Source organism: Flavihumibacter petaseus NBRC 106054, from assembly GCF_000974785.1.
Classification (GTDB): domain Bacteria; phylum Bacteroidota; class Bacteroidia; order Chitinophagales; family Chitinophagaceae; genus Flavihumibacter; species Flavihumibacter petaseus.
This window is the reverse complement of record NZ_BBWV01000006.1, coordinates 107,245-125,625: the sequence shown is the minus strand read 5'-3', so window position 1 is coordinate 125,625 and position 18,381 is coordinate 107,245. Positions and strand designations below refer to the sequence as shown.

The 18,381-nt window shown below is 48.9% G+C and carries 17 protein-coding genes; 3 read left to right on the top strand and 14 right to left on the bottom strand.

Translation table 11 applies throughout. From position 1 onward, the window contains the following. The 6 genes from FPE01S_RS23755 to FPE01S_RS23730 form a co-directional block, all read right to left on the bottom strand. Positions 1 to 699, bottom strand: a 699-nt coding sequence (locus FPE01S_RS23755) for a thiamine pyrophosphate-dependent enzyme (RefSeq protein WP_046371615.1), incomplete at its 3' end; no start/stop codon positions are given. A 55-nt stretch (positions 700 to 754) separates the two neighbouring features. Then, a complete protein-coding gene (locus tag FPE01S_RS23750; protein WP_046371614.1) occupies positions 755 to 1,366 on the bottom strand; it encodes a fumarylacetoacetate hydrolase family protein in 612 nt (203 codons plus the stop codon). A gap of 130 nt (positions 1,367 to 1,496) precedes the next feature. Continuing rightward, the gene (gene pth / locus FPE01S_RS23745; protein ID WP_046371613.1) at positions 1,497 to 2,075 is read right to left on the bottom strand and encodes an aminoacyl-tRNA hydrolase; all 579 of its coding nucleotides are present in this window, start codon (positions 2,073 to 2,075) and stop codon (positions 1,497 to 1,499) included. A gap of 61 nt (positions 2,076 to 2,136) precedes the next feature. Further along, positions 2,137 to 2,718: a 50S ribosomal protein L25 gene (locus FPE01S_RS23740; protein WP_046371612.1), complete on the bottom strand. Its 582-nt coding sequence runs from the start codon at positions 2,716 to 2,718 to the stop codon at positions 2,137 to 2,139. 21 nt (positions 2,719 to 2,739) lie between these two features. Next, entirely contained in the window at positions 2,740 to 3,699 is a 960-nt protein-coding gene (locus tag FPE01S_RS23735; protein ID WP_046371611.1) for a ribose-phosphate pyrophosphokinase, read from the bottom strand. Positions 3,700 to 4,012: 313 nt separating this feature from the next. Further along, positions 4,013 to 4,210: a hypothetical protein gene (locus tag FPE01S_RS23730; RefSeq protein ID WP_046371610.1), complete on the bottom strand. Its 198-nt coding sequence runs from the start codon at positions 4,208 to 4,210 to the stop codon at positions 4,013 to 4,015. Positions 4,211 to 4,310: 100 nt separating this feature from the next. Here FPE01S_RS23730 and radC point away from each other — a divergent pair, with 100 nt between their 5' ends. Continuing rightward, the gene (gene radC, locus FPE01S_RS23725) at positions 4,311 to 5,003 is read left to right on the top strand and encodes a RadC family protein (RefSeq protein ID WP_046371609.1); all 693 of its coding nucleotides are present in this window, start codon (positions 4,311 to 4,313) and stop codon (positions 5,001 to 5,003) included. Between the two features lie 20 nt (positions 5,004 to 5,023). On the opposite strand, the gene FPE01S_RS23720 is transcribed toward radC, so the two are convergent. From FPE01S_RS23720 to FPE01S_RS23710, 3 genes are read right to left on the bottom strand one after another with little or no spacing between them, the layout of a single operon-like run. Next, positions 5,024 to 5,332, bottom strand: coding sequence for a DUF3467 domain-containing protein (locus tag FPE01S_RS23720; protein ID WP_046371608.1), 309 nt, complete (start codon positions 5,330 to 5,332; stop codon positions 5,024 to 5,026). 45 nt (positions 5,333 to 5,377) lie between these two features. Then, complete coding sequence (locus FPE01S_RS23715; protein WP_046371607.1) at positions 5,378 to 7,402, bottom strand: helix-hairpin-helix domain-containing protein; 2,025 nt, start codon at positions 7,400 to 7,402, stop codon at positions 5,378 to 5,380. Beyond that, positions 7,395 to 8,216, bottom strand: coding sequence for a hypothetical protein (locus tag FPE01S_RS23710; RefSeq protein WP_046371606.1), 822 nt, complete (start codon positions 8,214 to 8,216; stop codon positions 7,395 to 7,397). The genes FPE01S_RS23715 and FPE01S_RS23710 overlap by 8 nt, the downstream gene beginning before the upstream one ends. Before the next feature lie 221 nt (positions 8,217 to 8,437). Here FPE01S_RS23710 and FPE01S_RS23705 point away from each other — a divergent pair, with 221 nt between their 5' ends. Beyond that, positions 8,438 to 9,010: a hypothetical protein gene (locus FPE01S_RS23705; RefSeq protein WP_046371605.1), complete on the top strand. Its 573-nt coding sequence runs from the start codon at positions 8,438 to 8,440 to the stop codon at positions 9,008 to 9,010. A gap of 51 nt (positions 9,011 to 9,061) precedes the next feature. Here the strand turns inward: FPE01S_RS23705 and FPE01S_RS23700 are convergent, their stop codons facing one another. Further along, positions 9,062 to 10,498, bottom strand: coding sequence for a SusD/RagB family nutrient-binding outer membrane lipoprotein (locus FPE01S_RS23700; RefSeq protein WP_046371604.1), 1,437 nt, complete (start codon positions 10,496 to 10,498; stop codon positions 9,062 to 9,064). A gap of 17 nt (positions 10,499 to 10,515) precedes the next feature. Then, positions 10,516 to 13,770 (bottom strand): SusC/RagA family TonB-linked outer membrane protein, encoded by a 3,255-nt coding sequence (locus FPE01S_RS23695; protein WP_046371603.1) that lies wholly within the window; start codon positions 13,768 to 13,770, stop codon positions 10,516 to 10,518. A gap of 314 nt (positions 13,771 to 14,084) precedes the next feature. On the opposite strand from FPE01S_RS23695, the gene FPE01S_RS23690 reads away from it, so the two are divergent. Then, positions 14,085 to 15,005 carry a hypothetical protein gene (locus FPE01S_RS23690; protein WP_046371602.1) on the top strand — a complete coding sequence of 307 codons (921 nt, stop codon included), beginning with the start codon at positions 14,085 to 14,087 and terminating at the stop codon, positions 15,003 to 15,005. Between the two features lie 77 nt (positions 15,006 to 15,082). On the opposite strand, the gene FPE01S_RS23685 is transcribed toward FPE01S_RS23690, so the two are convergent. The 3 genes from FPE01S_RS23685 to FPE01S_RS23675 form a co-directional block, all read right to left on the bottom strand. Next, a complete protein-coding gene (locus FPE01S_RS23685; protein ID WP_046371601.1) occupies positions 15,083 to 15,730 on the bottom strand; it encodes a hypothetical protein in 648 nt (215 codons plus the stop codon). A 70-nt stretch (positions 15,731 to 15,800) separates the two neighbouring features. Further along, complete coding sequence (locus FPE01S_RS23680; protein ID WP_157474153.1) at positions 15,801 to 16,763, bottom strand: DUF1735 domain-containing protein; 963 nt, start codon at positions 16,761 to 16,763, stop codon at positions 15,801 to 15,803. Positions 16,764 to 16,790: 27 nt separating this feature from the next. Next, positions 16,791 to 18,377 carry a SusD/RagB family nutrient-binding outer membrane lipoprotein gene (locus tag FPE01S_RS23675; protein WP_046371599.1) on the bottom strand — a complete coding sequence of 529 codons (1,587 nt, stop codon included), beginning with the start codon at positions 18,375 to 18,377 and terminating at the stop codon, positions 16,791 to 16,793. Positions 18,378 to 18,381 lie beyond the last annotated feature (4 nt).

Sequence of the window (18,381 nt, the reverse complement as noted above, 5' to 3'; positions counted from 1 at the left end):
TTCAGCCACCATTTGATAGCTGGCTTCAAAATCACTGCCGTTCACCTTTTCCCGGCGCAACCCGGGGAAACCTGCGGCAAACTCCCATGCATCCATTTTGCGGGATTCTTTTGCCTGGACGCTGATACCCCAGCGATTGTCCTGAACGAGGTAAAGTATGGGTAACTGCTTCAGGATAGCCATCTGCAGCGCCTCCCCCACCTCTCCTTCCGTGATGCTGGCATCTCCCAGGGAGCAGACTACCAGCGGCATTTCACCGTGATGGGTAAGGCGGAGCCTGTTCCTGTCGTGGTCTTCATAGAAACGAAGTCCCTGCGCAATTCCGGTTGTCGGGATAGCCTGCATACCGGTTGCACTGCTTTGGTGAATGATCGTTGGAAAATCTGTACTGCGGATATTGGGATGGGCGTAATACTCGCGGCCTGCCGTGAAGGGATCATCCGCTTTGGCCAGCAATTGCAGCATCAGTTGTGCAGGTGAGAATCCCATGCCCAGCAACATGCTTTCGTCGCGGTAATAGGGACTAACATAGTCTGCCGGATCGAGCTGCATACCGACGGCCAGTTGAATGGCCTCATGGCCACGGGAGGTGGAATGTACGTAAGAACAGATCTGTCGGTTGGCCTCATAGGTTGCTGCCATATGCTTAACGGCGCACATGTGCCGGTAAGCCTGGAGCAGAATGTCCATTTCTATCATAGCAAGTGTATCGTTCGCAAATATAAACGAACACTTGTTAGTTTAATGGTGCAGCTTATTTAATTTCGACAGTAAACATGGATTTATCTTCCATAAGGCCTTCCAGTTCATCACCCACCACGCATTCGCCCACGCCGGCGGGCGTACCGGTAAAGATGAGATCGCCAATATTTACGGAGAAGTAGTTGGAAATATGGGCAACGACGGAATCAAAATTGAAGATCATGTTGGAAGAGTTGCCCTGCTGAACAATCTCTTTATTTTTCAACAGGGAAAAATTGATCTCCTTCCTGTTTTTGACCTCATCCAGGAGCACCCATTTACCGATAACAGCGGAATTGTCCCAGGCCTTGGCCTTTTCCCAGGGGAGTCCTTTTTCCTTTAATTCATTCTGGATGTCACGCGCGGTGAAATCAATGCCAACGGTAACGGCATCATAATATTTACTGGCGTAGCGATCCTGGATGTATTTGCCATTTTTGCAAATCCGGAGTACCAGTTCGCATTCATAATGCAATTCGTTGGTGAATTCAGGATAGTAGAAAGGTGTATGGGATTGGAGCAGTGCACTTTTGGGTTTCATGAAAATGACCGGTTCATCGGGGACTTCGTTACCCAATTCTTTGGCATGCGCTACATAGTTACGGCCTATACAGAATATTTTCATATTCAATAAGGGTTTAATGATTGAACAATCATAGATTAATTTGGACGGGAAGTCCCGGATTTACATAGGGGTCATTGAATCAAAAACAAACGTGGGGCAGTGTGCGAAAATAACCATTCATCATCAATATTCATAATTGGTAAGTAACATTGTTATACTGATTCATGGCGAAATTCAGGCCAGCCAGGGCGAACTGTTCAACCAGTTCGACGGATTTGCCGATCTTATATAAAACCAGGGGCCATTCTTCCTTACGCCAGGCGCTCAGTACAAATTCTGCCTGCATCCCTTTCGGGTAATTGTTACCGATACCAAATCGAAGCCTGGGATAATTGATGCTGCCCAGGTGTTCCTGGATACTCCGGAGACCGTTGTGTCCGCCATCACTCCCGGAGCCCCTTAACCGCATTTTATCCAGCGGGAGTGCCAGCTCGTCTACCAGCACCAGCATCTGTTCCAGGGGGATTTTCTCCTTGTCCAGCCAGTATTTTACCGACTTGCCGCTGAGGTTCATGTAGGTGGTAGGCTTGATGCAGATCAGCTGTTTGTTCTTTACCCGGATAGTGGCGACATCGGCCAGCCGGTCGGACTGAAACTTCTCCTTGTATTTGCCTGCGAGGTGGTCAACGATATCGAATCCTATATTGTGGCGGGTATGGGCATATTCTTCCCCAATATTACCGAGACCAACAATCAGAAATTTATTCATACGACGGGCGGCTAGGAGGCTTAAAAGAAGAAAGGCTGTCTTTCGACAGCCTTTCAGGAGATTATTTCTTTTTATCTGCTGCGGCTTCTTCCTGCTTCAGCTGGCGGGTCATCACCACCGATGCGATCGGAATACGCGGAGAGTTGAGGATCTCGAAATTGTCTGCCTTCACATCCTGAACGCGGACGTTTTCGTTGAGTTGCAGGTTGCTGATGTCCAGTTCAACACTGGATTTCAGGTATTTGGGAAGAGTCTTGATCTTGAGGGACTTCATTTTCACCACCAGTTTACCACCTTCTTTCACGCCGGCGGGAGCACCAGTCAGTTGGAGGGGCAGGGTAGCGATCACTTTTTTGTCTTCCACCAGTTCCAGCAGGTCTACGTGGATCAGCTCGTCGGTAACTTTGTCAAACTGCAGGTCTTTCAGGATGCAGCGGTAGCTTTTGCCGTCTACCTTTACTTCTGCCAGCTGAAATTCCGGAGTGTACACCAATGCTTTGAAAGCCTTAGCAGGGGCTGCAAAATTTACTTCAGCAGCGCCTCCGTAAATTACACCTGGCACTTTTTCCTCAGAGCGAAGTTGGCGGGTGGCTTTTTTACCGCTGTCGGTCCTGAGTTGTCCTTCGATTGTAATTGTCTTCATTTTGTTGTATTTAAAAAAATCTTACTGCTGTTCCTTGGCTTTCCGCTGTGCGTGAATGAAAAGACTGGTAATGCTTTTCTGTTCGTATGCGTTCCTTATTGCGATAGCAAACAGGTCTGCCACAGAGAGAACCTTTATTTTTTCAATGTCCTGGCGGAGCGGGATGGTGTCACACACCACCAGTTCTTCCAGTACACTGGACCCGATGTTTTCGTAGGCCTTGCCACTGAGCACGGGATGGGTGCACATGGCTCTTACGCTTCTGGCTCCCTTTTCCATCAACAGCCCGGCACTTTTGGCGAGGGTACCACCGGTATCGCAGATATCGTCGATCAGGATCACATTCCTGTCGGTTACATCTCCGATCACCACCATGCTGGCTATCTCGTTGGCCCGTTTCCGGTGTTTGTCGCAGATCACCATTTCAGCGTTGAAATAGCTGGCGATTTCCCGGATCCGGTTGGCCGAACCCACGTCGGGGGCCGCAAAGGTAAGGTTTTCCAGCTTCAGCTGCTCGATATAGGGAATAAAAATTACCGAGCTGTCGAGGTGATCCACCGGGATGTCAAAATAACCCTGGATCTGGGGAGCGTGAAGGTCCATCGTGATCACCCGGTCTGCTCCCGCAGCAGTTAACATATTGGCTATCAGCTTACTGCCAATAGCTACCCGGGGTTTATCCTTCCGGTCCTGCCGGGCATATCCATAATATGGTATGACAGCGATCACTTTGTACGCGGAAGCGCGGCGGGCTGCATCGATCATGAGCAGGAGTTCCAGGAGGTTATCACTGGGAGCGAAAGTGCTCTGGATCAGGAAAACCACATCTCCGCGGATGCTTTCCTGGAAGACCGGCTGGATTTCCCCGTCACTGAATTTGGAGATGCTGACGCGTCCCAGGGGAATACCATAACAATTGGCGATTTTTTCGGCCAGGTACTGCGAACCCGTACCGGAGAAGATCTTCGCAGAGGAATGCATATTTCAGTTGTTGGTGCGGCGAAGATAAGGGGAAGGTTTGAGTATGTTTAGTTGTTTGGGAGTTTAGTTGTTTAGTTGTTGGCCACTCCGCTCGTCTTCAGCAGCCAGCCTGCGCTTCAGGTATTCAACTTCCAAACTACTAAACCTATAAACATGCGAAAAAGGTTGTGTTGGCACAACCTGGTGAATTCTATAGTAAAGGTTCAATGGTGATCAGGTTCACCGGAATTTGGGAAATGGCATGGTGGTCTGGAAACGCCTGTTGCCAGGGTCACCGGAAAACATTTTCCCAAATGCCGGAAACAAGCTATCCTTAACGGGAAGCCAGTTGTACAGCATTGTTTTTAGCGGCAGGCTGCACAACGGTAATGTCGGCATTCTTGCGGCTGTTGACGGCCTTGAAAATTGCGGAACAGATAAAGATGGAAAAGAAAAGGGCTACAATGTAAATGCCGATGCAGAACAGCATTGACTGGAAGCCTCCAAGGGTGTTGAATGTGCGGGCGGTCATAGTAATTGAATTTTTCAGTTTTTCTAAGGATGCTTTGGATATGGATAAAACGGGTGGAAACCCTGTTTTATGTGATAAAGTTATTTTATAATCTTACCTCATGCAAGCGCAGAACCACTCAATTAAATCATGGGCAAAAGCCGACAGGCCAAGAGAAAAACTACTTAGTAAAAGTCCCATGCACCTTAGCGATGCCGAGCTGCTGTCTATCCTCCTGGTTACCGGATACAGCAAACAGACTGCACTTGACATTGCCCGGGATCTGCTGGCCAGGTGTGCCAACAACCTGTTTGAACTGGGAAGGATGAGTGCCTATGACCTGATGAAAATCAAGGGAATTGGCTATGCAAAAGCGGTTACGATAACTGCGGCGCTTGAATTGGGCCGGCGAAGGCAAACTGCCAGGGTGATGGAACAACCGGTGGTTTCCGGAAGCGCTGATGTAGCCAATCACCTGCGCCAGCTATACCAGGATCATCACCAGGAAGTGTTTGTGGTATTGTTCCTCAACCGTGCAAATATGATCCGGCACCAGGAAGTGATCAGCCTGGGCGGCATCGCCGGTACGGTAGCTGATCCCCGGATCATTATGAAGAAGGCCATTGAGCAGGAAGCAAGTTCCCTGATCCTGAGCCACAACCATCCCTCAGGGAATCTTAAACCGAGCCGGGCCGACGAAGACTTAACGCAGAGAATTGCGCAGGCGGCCCGTTTGCTGGATATCCGGGTAATCGATCATATTATTGTCAGCCAACAGGGTTATTTCAGTTTTGCCGATGAAGGCTTGCTGTAAAAATCATCCCGGATACTGCTTTATGCCTGCGCAGCCGGACCTCCGAAATTGAGTGGTAACTGAACTTCTTCCAGGTCTTTGATATCTCCGTTGGCTTCTTCAAATCTGTCGATATTCTCAATCAATGCCTTCATAAATCTTTTTGCATGCTGAGGTGTCAGGATTATCCTCGACTTCACCCGACTCTTGGGAGTTCCGGGCATTACGTTGACAAAATCTATTACGAATTCAGCATGCGAATGGGTAATGATCGCCAGGTTGGCATATGTGCCTTCGGCCATGTCCTCTGATATCTCGATATTCAGCTGGGTGTTATTGTTCGTTTCCATCTTTCTGCGTTAAAGGGCAAATCTAGTAAGAATGAGGCACTTTGCCTACCAGTTGAAGATCAGCTGACCTTTCCATTCTGACCTGGTATTGCCGGTGATTTCTTCGCTACCCGAGCCGATTACGCCATCACCCATGTACCGGGTAGCTGCCCATCGTACCCACCACTGCACTTTAAATGCCTTGCTCCAAAAAGGTAAACGGACACTTCCCTGCACCTGCGTATAATAACGCCAGCCATTTCCATAGTAGGCCGGTATAGAAAAGGCATACAACACATCACGTTCATAGGCATAAATCCTGCTGTCATAATTATCTGTGGTAAACCGGTTCAGGCGGGCGGTCACCTGCCATCCGTTGCGCGTCAGTTTATATTTGCCATCAATGTAGCATGCATATCCTCCCGATCGTTGCGCCACTTTTTCGAAATGCACCAATTCCATGCGGGCGGCAACCTGCAGCTGGCGGCTGCATTGTACCTCGCCATGCAGGCGCCACGACGAACGTATTTCAGGTTCCGGGAAAAGTATGGCCCCGGCAATACCGTTTTCGGACTTCACAACCTGCCTGTAACGCAAAGTGATCAGGAACTTTTTTTTCCTGGTCCATGTTGCCTGCGAACCATACTCATACCCCGATCCCGGAGCGTCTGCCCCGAAACGTAGCCATGGGATACGGTACACGTCGGCGTAACCCTGTACCTGAAGCGATGGATGCAAGGATAGTTTCCAACCGGAATAGATGCCCGACTCATTCGCGGGTTTGCTGCCCGCGGCAAAGGCGTCTGCATAGATTGCCTGGTATCCGGCCGGATAGTGGCGCGCCACGAGTGATAGGTCCATTTGCCTTCCTGCGCTGAATACCAGTCCCTGCAAATAAGCCATCCCGGTACGACACCAGGCAGCTTCTCCGAATGCAAAAATATTCCTGTGGGTATAACTGTAATGAACAGCCGCATTTTCCCAGTGATTACCCGACCAGGAAAAACTGTTGTACAATAATTCAGACGGTTTGTACGGGAGGTTATAACGATACGCGATTACCGCTCCGCCGCCCTGAAATCGTTTGGACTGATACCTGAAGGCAATCCCGGCGCTAGTTTCTGTGAGGTCGTTTTTGTCTTCCAGTTCTCCTTTCGTCCGGTGGTACCCGGATGTATTCCTGCTGGTGAAAACCTGCTGTCCGCTATCGCCTTCTGTCAGGTTGGCGGTGATCCGTTTTCGGGAGACGAAAAAGAGCCCTTCCCATTTTTTCCATTCCAGGCCCATTGCCGCACCGCGGTGAAAATTCCATTCACCTGAGGAACGGTAGGGTTGCAGCATTTTACCCTGCCGGTAAACGGAAATAGCTTCCCCGGTTCTGCCCAGTGACAGCCCCTGCCATTCCACCAACCCCTGCCCTATCTGTAACACGTAGTCGCCGAGTGCAATTGTCTTCAGCATCCCTTTCCGTTTCAGAAAAACATGAAATCCGAGAAAATCACCAAAACGCTCTCCGGCGTCTTTTTCAAGCGTAACGCCCAACCACAATTGCTGCCGGAACTGGTAGAGATACCGGATATTTTCCCTCCATGCACTCCCGGAATATGCTTTATTTCCGGCACTGTCCCGTTGTTGACCTTTGGATGCTTCCGGCACTATACCCAACCGAAGCTGCAGCGTGCTTTTTCCTCCCGTTATCATACGCCTGAACCGGGTTTCCCAGGATGGATCGGATCCAAAATGCAGCAAGGGCAATACCATCCGGATAACAGGAATATCCCAACCCGGTACCGCCTGCAGTTCATAGGGCGAAAGGAAAGGACCAAATACCATCCTGTAATCCAGAAACGATTTGACCTGCCGGGGAGTCAGCACGCCAAAAGCGATCAATTGTTCTTCACTGATACTGTTGGCTGCAAATGGATGCTCCAGGATGGCCTGGCGGTCGATCAGCAACTGGTCCATCTCCGCAGCATTGTCATTGTCAGCGGCAATCGCTTCCATCTGGTCATTCTCCGGATGCGGTTCGACCTGTGCATTGGCGATACTCAGGCAGCACACCAACAACACCGTCAGGCTTGCCTTATTCATCGCTGCTGGTTTTGCGGGGTGAAAAAAATAACAGTCGAATGCCGGGTGTCCATCCAATTGCCGGCTGGCAGGACCCGTTAACCGCTACTTCAAATCGTGGTAAGCTCCAGGCGGTTTCCCAGCCAAACCGGAACGGCAAAGTCTGCCAGCACATTCCCAGGCGCAATTGCCGTTTAATGGTATATAGCAGGCCGCAGCGCAAAGAGAAGGCTTCACTGGGTTGCCATTGCACTTCGCTTTCTGCATAGAGCACAGCTGACAGGTCCTTGCCGATGCCGGCAGATACCTGTTGCAGCGGACTTGCACGAAAAAGGGATGCCCTTCCCCAGACCGAACAAAGGCCGAAAACGGCAGCTTTAGCCATATAACGGGCATCGAGCCTGGCTGACCAAAACTGTTGCCGCATTCCTCCGGGAAATTTGTCGTGCCGGTAGCCCAGCGCGATGCCCATCGCCAACTGCCTGGACAGTTCCAGTCCCCACCCGATGTGGCCCGTAACAGCTTGGAATCCCGGTAGTCTCAATAGGGACAAACTGCCACCGGCTCCTGATTTATTATTTCCTGGAAGGTCAACCGGAACAGCGACGACTACCCAATTTTCCTGTACGCCGTCTGCAAAAAATGGCCGTACCTGCAATACTGCGATCTCTGCGCCTGGGGTAAAGGCCCAGTTGGCGGGAGCAGAGACTGCACCGCTGCCAATACCCCGCATAGTGCTGCTCCACTTTGCGGTGATCGCGTTGGGCTGCGCATATATCGCGATGCTCCCACCATAACATCCCAGCCCTGCCAGCAACTGCAACAGCTTTTTCATGTCCACAAGATGCGGCAGGCAACGGGGTGGGTCAAGCGTTGATTAACGGTGTTTCACTTATAGTTTAATCTATCGATTAAATAACGATTATTCATAGATAAAATACCACAACCACGTATGGCTATTCGATGAATTAACGATAAATAATCGCTATTCTATCGTTATATAATTAAAATATTGATTATATTCGGGAAATCCACCATACTTAAAACTTTATATCCATGAGTAAAATCACCGAAAACGAGCTGGTCAATAAGGCGCGGGGGAAAATGAGCGATCAGTTCATGTACAGAACAAGAGGCGAAAACACGTTCATCTCGAAACTGCCCAAAAGAGATAAAACCAAAGCACCCCATGAAAACCAGGTGCGTGTCCGGGACAAATTCAGTGACGCGCAGCAATACGCCAGGGTGGCGATCAGCGACCCTGATCTCAAGGCAGAATACCAGCAGCATCTTCCATCCGGAAAAGCGGCCTACAACGCGGCGCTGAAGGATTATCTCACTGCGCCGGAAGTACAGGAGGTGGATACCGCCGCCTACGAAGGGATTGCCGGAAATCCCATCGTTGTTTTGGCCGTAGACGATTTCCGGGTGGTGGAGGTCAGTATCAGCATTCACACGGCGTCGGGACTACTGGTGGAAGAAGGTTTTGCCCAGCTTAGCCCGGTTTTCCGGAGGCGGTGGACCTATACGACCCTGCACGATAACCCACAGTTGGCAGGAAGTGTTGTTAAGGTAACGGCAAAAGATCTTCCGGGAAACCCGGGAACAGCTGAAGTCACCCTTCAATAAAAAGGCCACTCCGGAGAGTGGCCCTTAGGTTTCAAAGGTAATATGTGATCACTAGTTCTTGTCCCAGAACAGCTTGGTTTCAACTTCGTCACCACCAATAGCATCAGCAGCGCTGCGGTAGTTGGTACCGTTGAGTTGTTGCTCGTTGCCAGGATAGGTGAAACGGTTGGGGAAACCAGAAACTGCACCAACAGGAGGATTCAGCACCGGCTGATCGAGCCTGCGTACTTCTGTCCAGCCTTCGAAGCCACGATTATAGAGTGCGATCCATTTCTGGAAACCGATCTTCTGCTTCCAGTCGCCGGCTGCAGTTGCATAAGCAACATCCGGACGTGCCAGGTATGCATTTGCATCAGCTTCTGAACCACCCCAGTAACGAATGGATGCTTTAACGGCATTGTTGTAATGCGTTGCAGCAGTTCCGTCAACAGCCCAACCACGTTCAGCAGCTTCCGCGCGGAAGAATTCCACTTCAACATAATCCAGCATATCGCCCGGGAAATCGGGTTCGATCATTTGTTCGCTGGGCTTGGATGTTGTAGAATAAGTGTTGTTGGAACCGAGGATGCCACCAACATATTTTCCCTCATTGTTGGGACGGAAATACAGCGAAAGACGTGGATCATTCATGTCTTTCAGGATATCCAGCAATGCTTCACAGGCCACCATGTCCTTACGGCCGCTTTGTACGAGGTCTGTCCACAGCGGGTTAGTATTCGGTGTAGTTGCCATGTAGGGGAACAGGGCATTGTCGAGACTGGAACTGAAGGCTTTCGCGTCAGCAGCTTCGAAAGCAGCTTTAGCAGTAGCACCCAGGTCACCTGTCACATCAGCCATGGTCAGCGCCATGCGGATTTTCAGGCTGTTTGCGAATTTCACCCACTGATCAACATCGCCCTTATAGAGGAAGTCGGCAGTTTCGGAAAAAGCTGCAGCTGAAGGATCAATCGCGGCGAGGTCGGCATCGAGACGCGCAAAGAGGTCTTTGTAAATCTCTGATGCGTCATCATAAACAGGGAACACGTTTTCGGAGTTCAGTGCTTCAGTATAAGGCACGTTACCGAAAGTGTTTACCAATACAGTGAATGTATACACCTGCATGATATCGGTGATAGCCACTTTGTTGGCGCGCTGGGCGTCAGGAATGGTCATATCGGCAGCAGCGATCTTTTTCGCTTCGTCGAGGTCCTTCAGTACATCGCGGTACATGCGGGCCCACCAGCTTTGCGGGATAGCACGTGTGGTGAAATCATACTGGGGCTCATCCTGGTAGGTAGTAGCCGCCCAGTGCTGCACGGTGAAACGGAAAACGTTGGTGTTCACGCTGGAGCTTACCAGTCCGTCAGAAAGATTCCTGACAGCGTTGGAAAACAGCGGCTCAGCAGGAACAACTTCAGGCTTCTTGGTTTGTTCGTTGAACCGTGAGATATCTTTTGTACAGCTTGCCAGTACAAACAGGGAAGCTGGTATTAACATGTATTTCTTCATGATCGATTCTCCTCTTTTTAGAATTTAACTTTTACGTTGAACCCAAGGGAACGGGTGGTTGGATACGCACCGCTCTGGTAACCCTGGGCATTACCGGCAGACAGGTTCTCTTCCGGATCAGCGTATGGCAGGTTTTTGTGGATAATCCACAGGTTACGACCGATCAGGGAAACATCAATTCCCTTGAAAGGACGGATTTTCTGCATAATGCTTTGCGGCAGGGAATAAGTCAGGTTCATTTCACGCAGTTTCACGTAGCTGGCATCATAAACGAAAGCGGCAGCAGGATTATAGGCATAACCGTAAGTGCCGTATTCATTTTCAACACGGATGGTGTTGGGTTTGCCGTCTGGTGTAACACCAGGCATGATCACACCACCACCGTTGGCGATGGTATTGCGGCTCGGGTTGCCGAGGTCGTTCAGGCCTGCACTTTCAGCATAAATGCCGGTTGCAAGACCGTAGTACATATCCAGGGAGAATACGTCACCACCCTGGCGAACATCGATCAGGAAGCCGAGTGCGAAGTTTTTGTAGCGGAAGTTGTTGTAGATACCACCGGTCCAGTCGGGGTTAACATTACCGATAACATTGCTGGTGCTGGAAGTTTGTTTGTAACGACCGGCATTGTCGCCAGCGTCATACACCACTTTCTGACCATCCTGGTAAACCCAGGTCTTGCCCTGGATGGTACCGAAAGGCTGACCTACTGTAGCGTTCACGCTAACACCACCCTGGAAGGAAGCCAGCTGAAGGTTCTTCGCGTCTTCGTACAGGCTCAGGACCTTGCTGTTGTTTTTTGTCCAGTTCACGTTCACATCCCAGCTGAAATCGCGGGTCTTGATCGGGGTAGCGAACAATGACATTTCTATACCCTTGTTTTGTACGTCACCGGCGTTGTAATATTTGCTGCTGTAACCAGTTGCTGTGGTTACAGAAACGGGCATGATCTGATCAACCGTGTTGGTGCTGTAGTAGCTTACATCGAAACCGATACGGTTTTTCAGGAATGCCATTTCCAGACCGATTTCACGGCTCTTGGTTCTTTCAGGTTTCAGTTCTGCGTTGTTCTTTGTTCCGGGAACAGAATAAAGGATGGTTTGACCGAACTGATCAGGGCGGTCATATGCATCTTTAATTGCGCCAAACGGAGCATCACCACCTACTTCAGCATAGTTCACACGAACTTTACCGGAAGACAGCCATTCGATATCACGGAGTTGTTTGGAGAAAAGATAGCTTCCGCTTACTGAATAGTAGTTGTAGGCGTTGTTATCTACAGGAAGTGTAGAAGAGCGGTCGCGACGGAAAGTCGCATCAAGTGATACTGTTTCACGCCATCCAAAAGTTACACCACCAAAATAGCCATCAACAGCCCTTGGCTCGCTTGTTTCAAGCGTTGCAGAAGGCGTATTGACAGAGTTGGAAATCGCATACAATCCGGGAACAAACAAACCACCGTTTGTCGCATTGAAGGAAGAGGTTATTTTGTTCCTGCGCATGTTCACACCAAGAAGTCCCTTGAAGTTGATATCATCAGTGATATTCTTGTCAACATTGGCCATCAGGTCATAGTTCATCTCAGAAAAATTCCGCTGGAACAGGGAATAAGAGGAAACGGAAAGGCTTCCTACTGCTACCCTTTCTTCCTGGGTTTCGTTGTAGGTGTCCATAGACACGCGACCGAGGATATTCAACCAGTCAGTCACTTTGTAATTCAGACTTACGTTTCCGAAAACGCGACGGCGGGAATCGGTTTCATAGTTCTGATAACGGGTCCAATAAGGGTTGTCAGTATAGATGGGAACGAGTCCGTCAGGAGAACTTGGATCAGCCCAGTTCCAGGTAGTGTTGTTATACACACCGCCGTAGTACTTGGGGCTTTCAAAATATGCACGTTTCTGGTCAGCGATGTCCATATTGGTCTCATACCACTGGCGGAAATTCTGGTTTACGTTGTAATCGTCATAACCGGTACCATAACGTCCTTTGCCATCAATTTGAGAATAGTTAACTGAAGCGGCAGCGGTCAGCTTGCTGGTTACATTGTAAGTAGCACCGAAATTTACAGTGTTCCGGAGGATATTACTGTTTGGCAGAATGCCATGCTCGTCGTTCCTTGTATACCCAAGTTTGAATGAACCATTCTCATTTCCGCCATCCAGGTAAATACTGTTGTTGTTGGAAACAGCGTCTTCGTAGAAATCACGGGGATCCGACTTAGCAGCGACCCAGGGATGGGCTTTGCCATAATTGGGTGAAGTGCGGTCCCAGGAATCCCACTGGAATACATTGAGGCTGGGGTCGAAAGCAGCACCGTAAGAAGCATCTTCCGTGGTAGGCACCACGAGGTCCTTTACACCGTCACCATCAGCATCAAAATACCAGAAAGCGCCGTTGGGTGAACCTTCAGAAGCCTTGGAGTAGCCACTGGTACCATAACCAGCGCCATATTGTTTCTGATACTTGGCGAAAGTGCTTTTGTCCATTGATCCGACAGTCAGACCGCTGTTGATGGTAATACCAAGACCTCTTTTACCTTTTTTGGTAGTGATCATCACCACACCATTGGAAGCGCGGGAGCCATAGAGTGCAGTTGCAGCAGCACCTTTCAGCACGTTAACGTTCTCGATATCATCAGGGTTGATATCGGCAGCAGCGTTACCGTAGTCGAATCCGCCACGACCAGTTTTCTGGTTGGCAGAGTTATTGATAGCGTTTTCAATTGGAACACCGTCCACTACAAATAGTGCCTGGTTGTTGCCGGTGAGTGATTTGTTACCACGGATTATGACGTTGGTAGAACCACCGATAGAGTTACCCTGGCGGATTTCCAGGCCGGAGATACGGCCGGAGAGTGCGCTGGCAACGTTGGTACCACGGGCTTTGGTAAGGTCATCGCCTTTCACCTGCTGGGCAGCATAAGGCAGGGTGTTTTTGCTCCGCTTTACACCGAGGGCGGTCACCACCACCTCGCTGAGGTTTTCGTTCGATTTGAGGGAGATACCGATCTCTGCTGATTCGCCAACAGGAACGGCGGTTTTTTCATAGCTGGCGGCAGTTACTTCCAGCACTGCACCAGGTGCAGCTTCGATGGTAAACTTACCATCAGCGTCAGCAGCAACTCCTTTGGAGCTGCCCTTGACTTTCACAGAAGCGAAGGGAACGGGTTTGCCGTTGGCGTCCTTCACCTGCCCGGTGATTGGCCGGACTTGCCCGAACGCTACTGTTCCGAGAAACAGCAACGAGAGCACCATTGAGGATCTTCTCATGTACATGTGTGTTTAATCCGCCCAAGATATCATTGTTAAATTTTGAAGAAATCTCAATTCATGGTGGATAAGGAAGTGTTTCCGGTACACAACACATATAGCCATTTAACTTATACTTTTTTGCGTAAATACAAACCTGAATGGGCTAAATGCAGACCTGTAAAGGATTTCATCATGATAATTTTTTGCATAAATTTATCTAACAGTAATGTTAACACGAAGTTTTTTTTCGGTTTTTAGCAAAATTGCGAGTAGTTCTACTGTTTTTAGATTTCATGCAACACTGTTAATTGCGGTTAACTAAAACCGATTCAATGAAAAAAATGAAAGCCCTCGTGCTTGGCGTATGCCTATCCACTATCCTTCTCTCCTGTTCTAAAGAAAATGCAAAAGATCCCGCTACAAGTGGTTCGCCAGCAGCCTCGTTGCCGACCAGCCAATCCGATCCGGCATTGGTTCGTTCAAACTCCGTCCAGTTAGGCGAAAAGGTATTTGTCACCTACAGCGGCGGACAATACATCTCTTCTTTCCAGGGGGGCATTACTTTTGGCGCAACATTGCCTCACCCGACTGACGATCCCAGTGGCATTTATGATGGTTACCCGATTCCGACAATTGACTATGTAAACTGGACAATAAATCCTGCGCCCTGCCCGACCACTGTAAACGGCCAGTTCTTTACCATCCTGGAACCAACTTTCCCGTCTTCAGTAATTTCCAACACAGAACAAACATTGCAGGCATATGACAGTTATTTTGATCAGATCAAAGCGATACACAACACAACGACCTATGTTGTAAATGGTGTGACCTTTCCCGCAGACAATACGTGGAAGAGCAATCAGGTCGCGGCGCTTCAATACCCCCAGGTCACTGCCACAGTCACAGGAGGAGGCGGCATAAAAACGGTTACTGGTCAGCTGATACGAGATCATCTTTCACCGACAAAAATGTCGGTTATCAGTGAAAAGTATGTTCCTTCCAGCAGCACATCATCCACCAAAGTTGTGGGGGTAGCTTTTCATGGAGCTTATAGGGTTACCTGTTATGCGCCCAGCGGCAGCAGCAGTGGTCCGGTCACTTCAGTACTGGTGACGAGTTCCGGCGTTACACAAACTGTCGCAAGTTTCAGTATCAACTATACCAATCCTTCTCTCGGGGTTTATCAAACTATCGGAAGCATCACGCTGCAGAACGGTACTGTAATCGTCATCAATGACACAATGGAATCATAGTAGTTGTTATCCCACAAGTAAAAAAGAAGCGCAGTGATCAATGACCACTGCGCTTCTTTTTCGCGATGCCGGAAGATCTATTCGTTTGCAAAAAGTATGACCTTTTCCACTGATCCGACATCACTGAAATCAGTTTTGTTCTCTTTCATATACGTTCTGATTTCATCGGATTTTTTGGGGAAAGCTGCGGCAACCTGCTTCTCCGTATTGGCCTTGGTAAGTACCTGGCCGTTCTTCAACCAATAAGTTTTGCCGGGAGTATAGTTGAAGTCCTGTTTATAGCGTTTGGTAACATAAGTATCGGAAACTGTATTAGACACAACGTCCTGATCTCTTTTTTCTGTAGCAGCCTTGTCGGCTGTAGGCACCATCCGGTCGACTTTCGCCGTATAAGTGACCAGCAGCGCCACAGGGGTTTCTGTAATCTGGTGATAGAATTTACCCTTGATGGCGATAAATTTCGCATCATTGATCATCACAAATTCAACCTCATCAGGATTGGTGATCGTCATCTGCTGGTCATCCTGCAGATAAATCAGGGATTGTTCCAGCATGTTGTAGTTCAGGCTAACTGTTTGCGTAGCACCGTTTTTCATTTTAACGAATCCAGGAACGAAACGGGAGAACAGGTAACCTTTGGTGGATGGATCACCTCCGTTCTGTGCGTGTAGTGTTTGAATAAGGCAAAAAGTTGCCAGCAGGCAGAATTGGAATAACTTTTTCATTGGTGGTTTTTTACAAAGAATTGCCCCTGGAAATCCAGGGGCAATAGTTAATATCAAAGCTGGTTTTGCATTAGCGTGCACCAGTATAGGTAAATGTTTCAGTGATGGCCACTCTTTTATTGGTGCCCTGAACCATCCAATAACTTACTTCAATCTTCTCGGGAACTGCTCCGTTGAAGGTGATCTTGTTAATGCCATCGGGGTTCAGTTCAGCAGAACGAAGCTGCGGGTTTGTTCCCTGGCCATAGTAGTTTTCTACTTTGCTAACATTGCCAGCGTCATCAAAGTAGAAGATTGGCGCAAAGTTACCGTAGTAGCTACCAGAGCCGGCATTTTTGAACGAATAGCCGTAGATACCGCCGTTTAAGTTCGGATCGAAATAACCTCCGCCTGTGGCACCCTGGGTCACCAGGTTGATCGTCTTCGGATAGCTAGATGTGGCTGCACTACCGATTACATTATCGCTGTAAGTACCGGTAACATTGTACACACCATCATATTTGTTCCGCGCCGCGAATGTAAAGATCGCTTTGCCGAAGTTACTGCTGATGGGTGTATTGTCGCTTACACTGGTGATTACAAGAGGCAGGGCATAGTTGGCATTGTAATCAAAATCCGGAGAAATGTGAACGATTACCTTGGCAGTTGCACGATTTTCACCTTTCTTGATCACGATGCTTGTAGGCGCTTCAAATACAGAAGTATTGGGAACTTCATAATTCTTCCCTTCTGCGTCATTGTACAGCTCAAGGGTTACCGGATCTATCGTAAGGTTAACGGTAATGTCATTCGGCGCGGAGGTTTCCGGTCCGGAGTAGCTGACAAGAACATTAAACTCTTCAGACTCCCCTGGGTTCAGTGTACCCAGATCCGCCGTGAAACGGGGGAATGTGTCCAGCGCCGGCGTTCCGGAGTTGGCAAATTCTACAATGTTATTGCTCTTGGCGGGATCAAAATAGGGATCCTCTTTCAGGCAGGATGCCAGGCTCAGGGCCGTAACCGCAACGCCAAGTATTTTAATAAAAGATTTCATGTGCTTGTGATTTGTTTTATAGGCCAATTACTTAGCCCAGAAAATTTTAGATGTGAACGGATCAATTGACTTGGGAACATTGCCGCCGTTATAGTTGGTCTCTGCTGTGGGATACAGGATCCTTGCAGGCAGTTTGTCGGGTCTTGTACTTACAGACTGAAGAGAAGCAAAAGACTCCGTTGGGCTATCAGATCCCGCAACGATTTTCGGATAGCCAGTACGCAGGTATTCGAAATAACCTTCCTGGGAATTAACCATGTTCAGGGCGATATATTTCTGTGTCAGGATAGCTTCCAGTTTTTCTTCATCAGTTTCTGCCAGTTCGAAGTGAACAAGGTAAGTATCAGGGTTCCATTCTTTATAAGCTTCGAGGTCACCTGAAGGACTCACCCAGGCCGGATCTGCAGAAAGCTGGCCATTGGGAAGTGTGTACAGGTATTGATAGGATGCCAGCAGGCCTGAGTTAAACAAGGCATCTGCATCACCATCAATGATCCCCCTGACTACGGCTTCTGCCTGCAGGAAATAGCTTTCTGCAGCAGTAAGTGCAGGGAAACCTGCATTTGGTCCTTTCAGAGCACCTATACTGTTTCCGGAAGAACCGGCATCAGTAACCGCTTCCTCGTTGATATGAGAGAACCAGTTGCTTCCTGCAGGACTGGAAGGTACGTTGTTACCCTCGAAGCCGAGTTGGTTTGCACCTGTGCTGGGGAATCCATTGTAGAGCACGTAGCCACGCGGGTCATCCAGTTTGGTTGCATTGTAGAAACTAAGCGCCCATTTGGTTGGCATCCAGGCACGGTTGGTGGTAGCGCCGGTATAAGTATATACCCAGGTATTCCAGATAGGATTTTGCTTTCCGTTATCCCTGGTAAAACCGGGATTGATCAGCGCATCTGTAGACAGGAACCCCGCATCGTCAAAATCAGTATTGCTGAAGTTAACTTTTCCGTTCGCACGAATGATCAGGCGCAACTTGACGGTATTGGCCAGTTGTTTCCACTTGGTCATATCGCCGTTGAAGAGCGGATCAGAAGTACCCAGACTCTTAACCTCACCGGTGCTGGCTTCAGTTTCATTGATAATGGCAAGTGCCTCATCAATATTGTCTGCCAGCGCCTTATAAACGTCTGTAGCAGCATCATATGCTGGTGTCAGGTTCTGGGTACCTTTGAAGGCATCATTGTAAGGAAGGTCATTGTAAGTATCCACCAGCATTTGGAAATCATAGGATTTCATGATGCGGGCGGCACCTGCAAAATAACCGAGTTCAACGCCAATGGAATCAGCATATCGGATAACCAGCTGAAAGTCATTCAGGTTATCGTAGGTGGATGACCAGAGACCCTGGTAGTCACTGCTGGACCAGTTATAGGTTACGTTAGAACCAAAACCGCCATATCCACCGGCGTTTGCCATATATCCGCCTACCTGGGCACCGTAAGTATTGTAACTGTTCAGTACGTTGGCAGTCTGTGTAATTGCCTGGGGTAACAATACCTGCGGCGTGGCGGAAGTCGCGTTATTCGGATTGGCGTTGATATCCATTTTTTTGGTACAGGAGGAAGCAACGACTATCGCTCCTGCCATAATGCCAAATGCTATTCTTTTCATGTTC

What these genes read in the sequence shown, in the direction of transcription:
- FPE01S_RS23675 (WP_046371599.1), bottom strand. Translation starts at nt 18,377, where the DNA reads ATGAAAAGAATAGCATTTGGCATTATGGCAGGAGCGATAGTCGTTGCT.
- FPE01S_RS23730 (WP_046371610.1), bottom strand. Translation starts at nt 4,210, where the DNA reads ATGACCGCCCGCACATTCAACACCCTTGGAGGCTTCCAGTCAATGCTG.
- FPE01S_RS23750 (WP_046371614.1), bottom strand. Translation starts at nt 1,366, where the DNA reads ATGAAAATATTCTGTATAGGCCGTAACTATGTAGCGCATGCCAAAGAA.
- FPE01S_RS23715 (WP_046371607.1), bottom strand. Translation starts at nt 7,402, where the DNA reads ATGAATAAGGCAAGCCTGACGGTGTTGTTGGTGTGCTGCCTGAGTATC.
- FPE01S_RS23690 (WP_046371602.1), top strand. Translation starts at nt 14,085, where the DNA reads ATGAAAAAAATGAAAGCCCTCGTGCTTGGCGTATGCCTATCCACTATC.
- FPE01S_RS23700 (WP_046371604.1), bottom strand. Translation starts at nt 10,498, where the DNA reads ATGAAGAAATACATGTTAATACCAGCTTCCCTGTTTGTACTGGCAAGC.
- radC (WP_046371609.1), top strand. Translation starts at nt 4,311, where the DNA reads ATGCAAGCGCAGAACCACTCAATTAAATCATGGGCAAAAGCCGACAGG.
- FPE01S_RS23685 (WP_046371601.1), bottom strand. Translation starts at nt 15,730, where the DNA reads ATGAAAAAGTTATTCCAATTCTGCCTGCTGGCAACTTTTTGCCTTATT.
- pth (WP_046371613.1), bottom strand. Translation starts at nt 2,075, where the DNA reads ATGAATAAATTTCTGATTGTTGGTCTCGGTAATATTGGGGAAGAATAT.
- FPE01S_RS23740 (WP_046371612.1), bottom strand. Translation starts at nt 2,718, where the DNA reads ATGAAGACAATTACAATCGAAGGACAACTCAGGACCGACAGCGGTAAA.
- FPE01S_RS23695 (WP_046371603.1), bottom strand. Translation starts at nt 13,770, where the DNA reads ATGAGAAGATCCTCAATGGTGCTCTCGTTGCTGTTTCTCGGAACAGTA.
- FPE01S_RS23680 (WP_157474153.1), bottom strand. Translation starts at nt 16,763, where the DNA reads ATGAAATCTTTTATTAAAATACTTGGCGTTGCGGTTACGGCCCTGAGC.
- FPE01S_RS23705 (WP_046371605.1), top strand. Translation starts at nt 8,438, where the DNA reads ATGAGTAAAATCACCGAAAACGAGCTGGTCAATAAGGCGCGGGGGAAA.
- FPE01S_RS23735 (WP_046371611.1), bottom strand. Translation starts at nt 3,699, where the DNA reads ATGCATTCCTCTGCGAAGATCTTCTCCGGTACGGGTTCGCAGTACCTG.
- FPE01S_RS23720 (WP_046371608.1), bottom strand. Translation starts at nt 5,332, where the DNA reads ATGGAAACGAACAATAACACCCAGCTGAATATCGAGATATCAGAGGAC.
- FPE01S_RS23710 (WP_046371606.1), bottom strand. Translation starts at nt 8,216, where the DNA reads ATGAAAAAGCTGTTGCAGTTGCTGGCAGGGCTGGGATGTTATGGTGGG.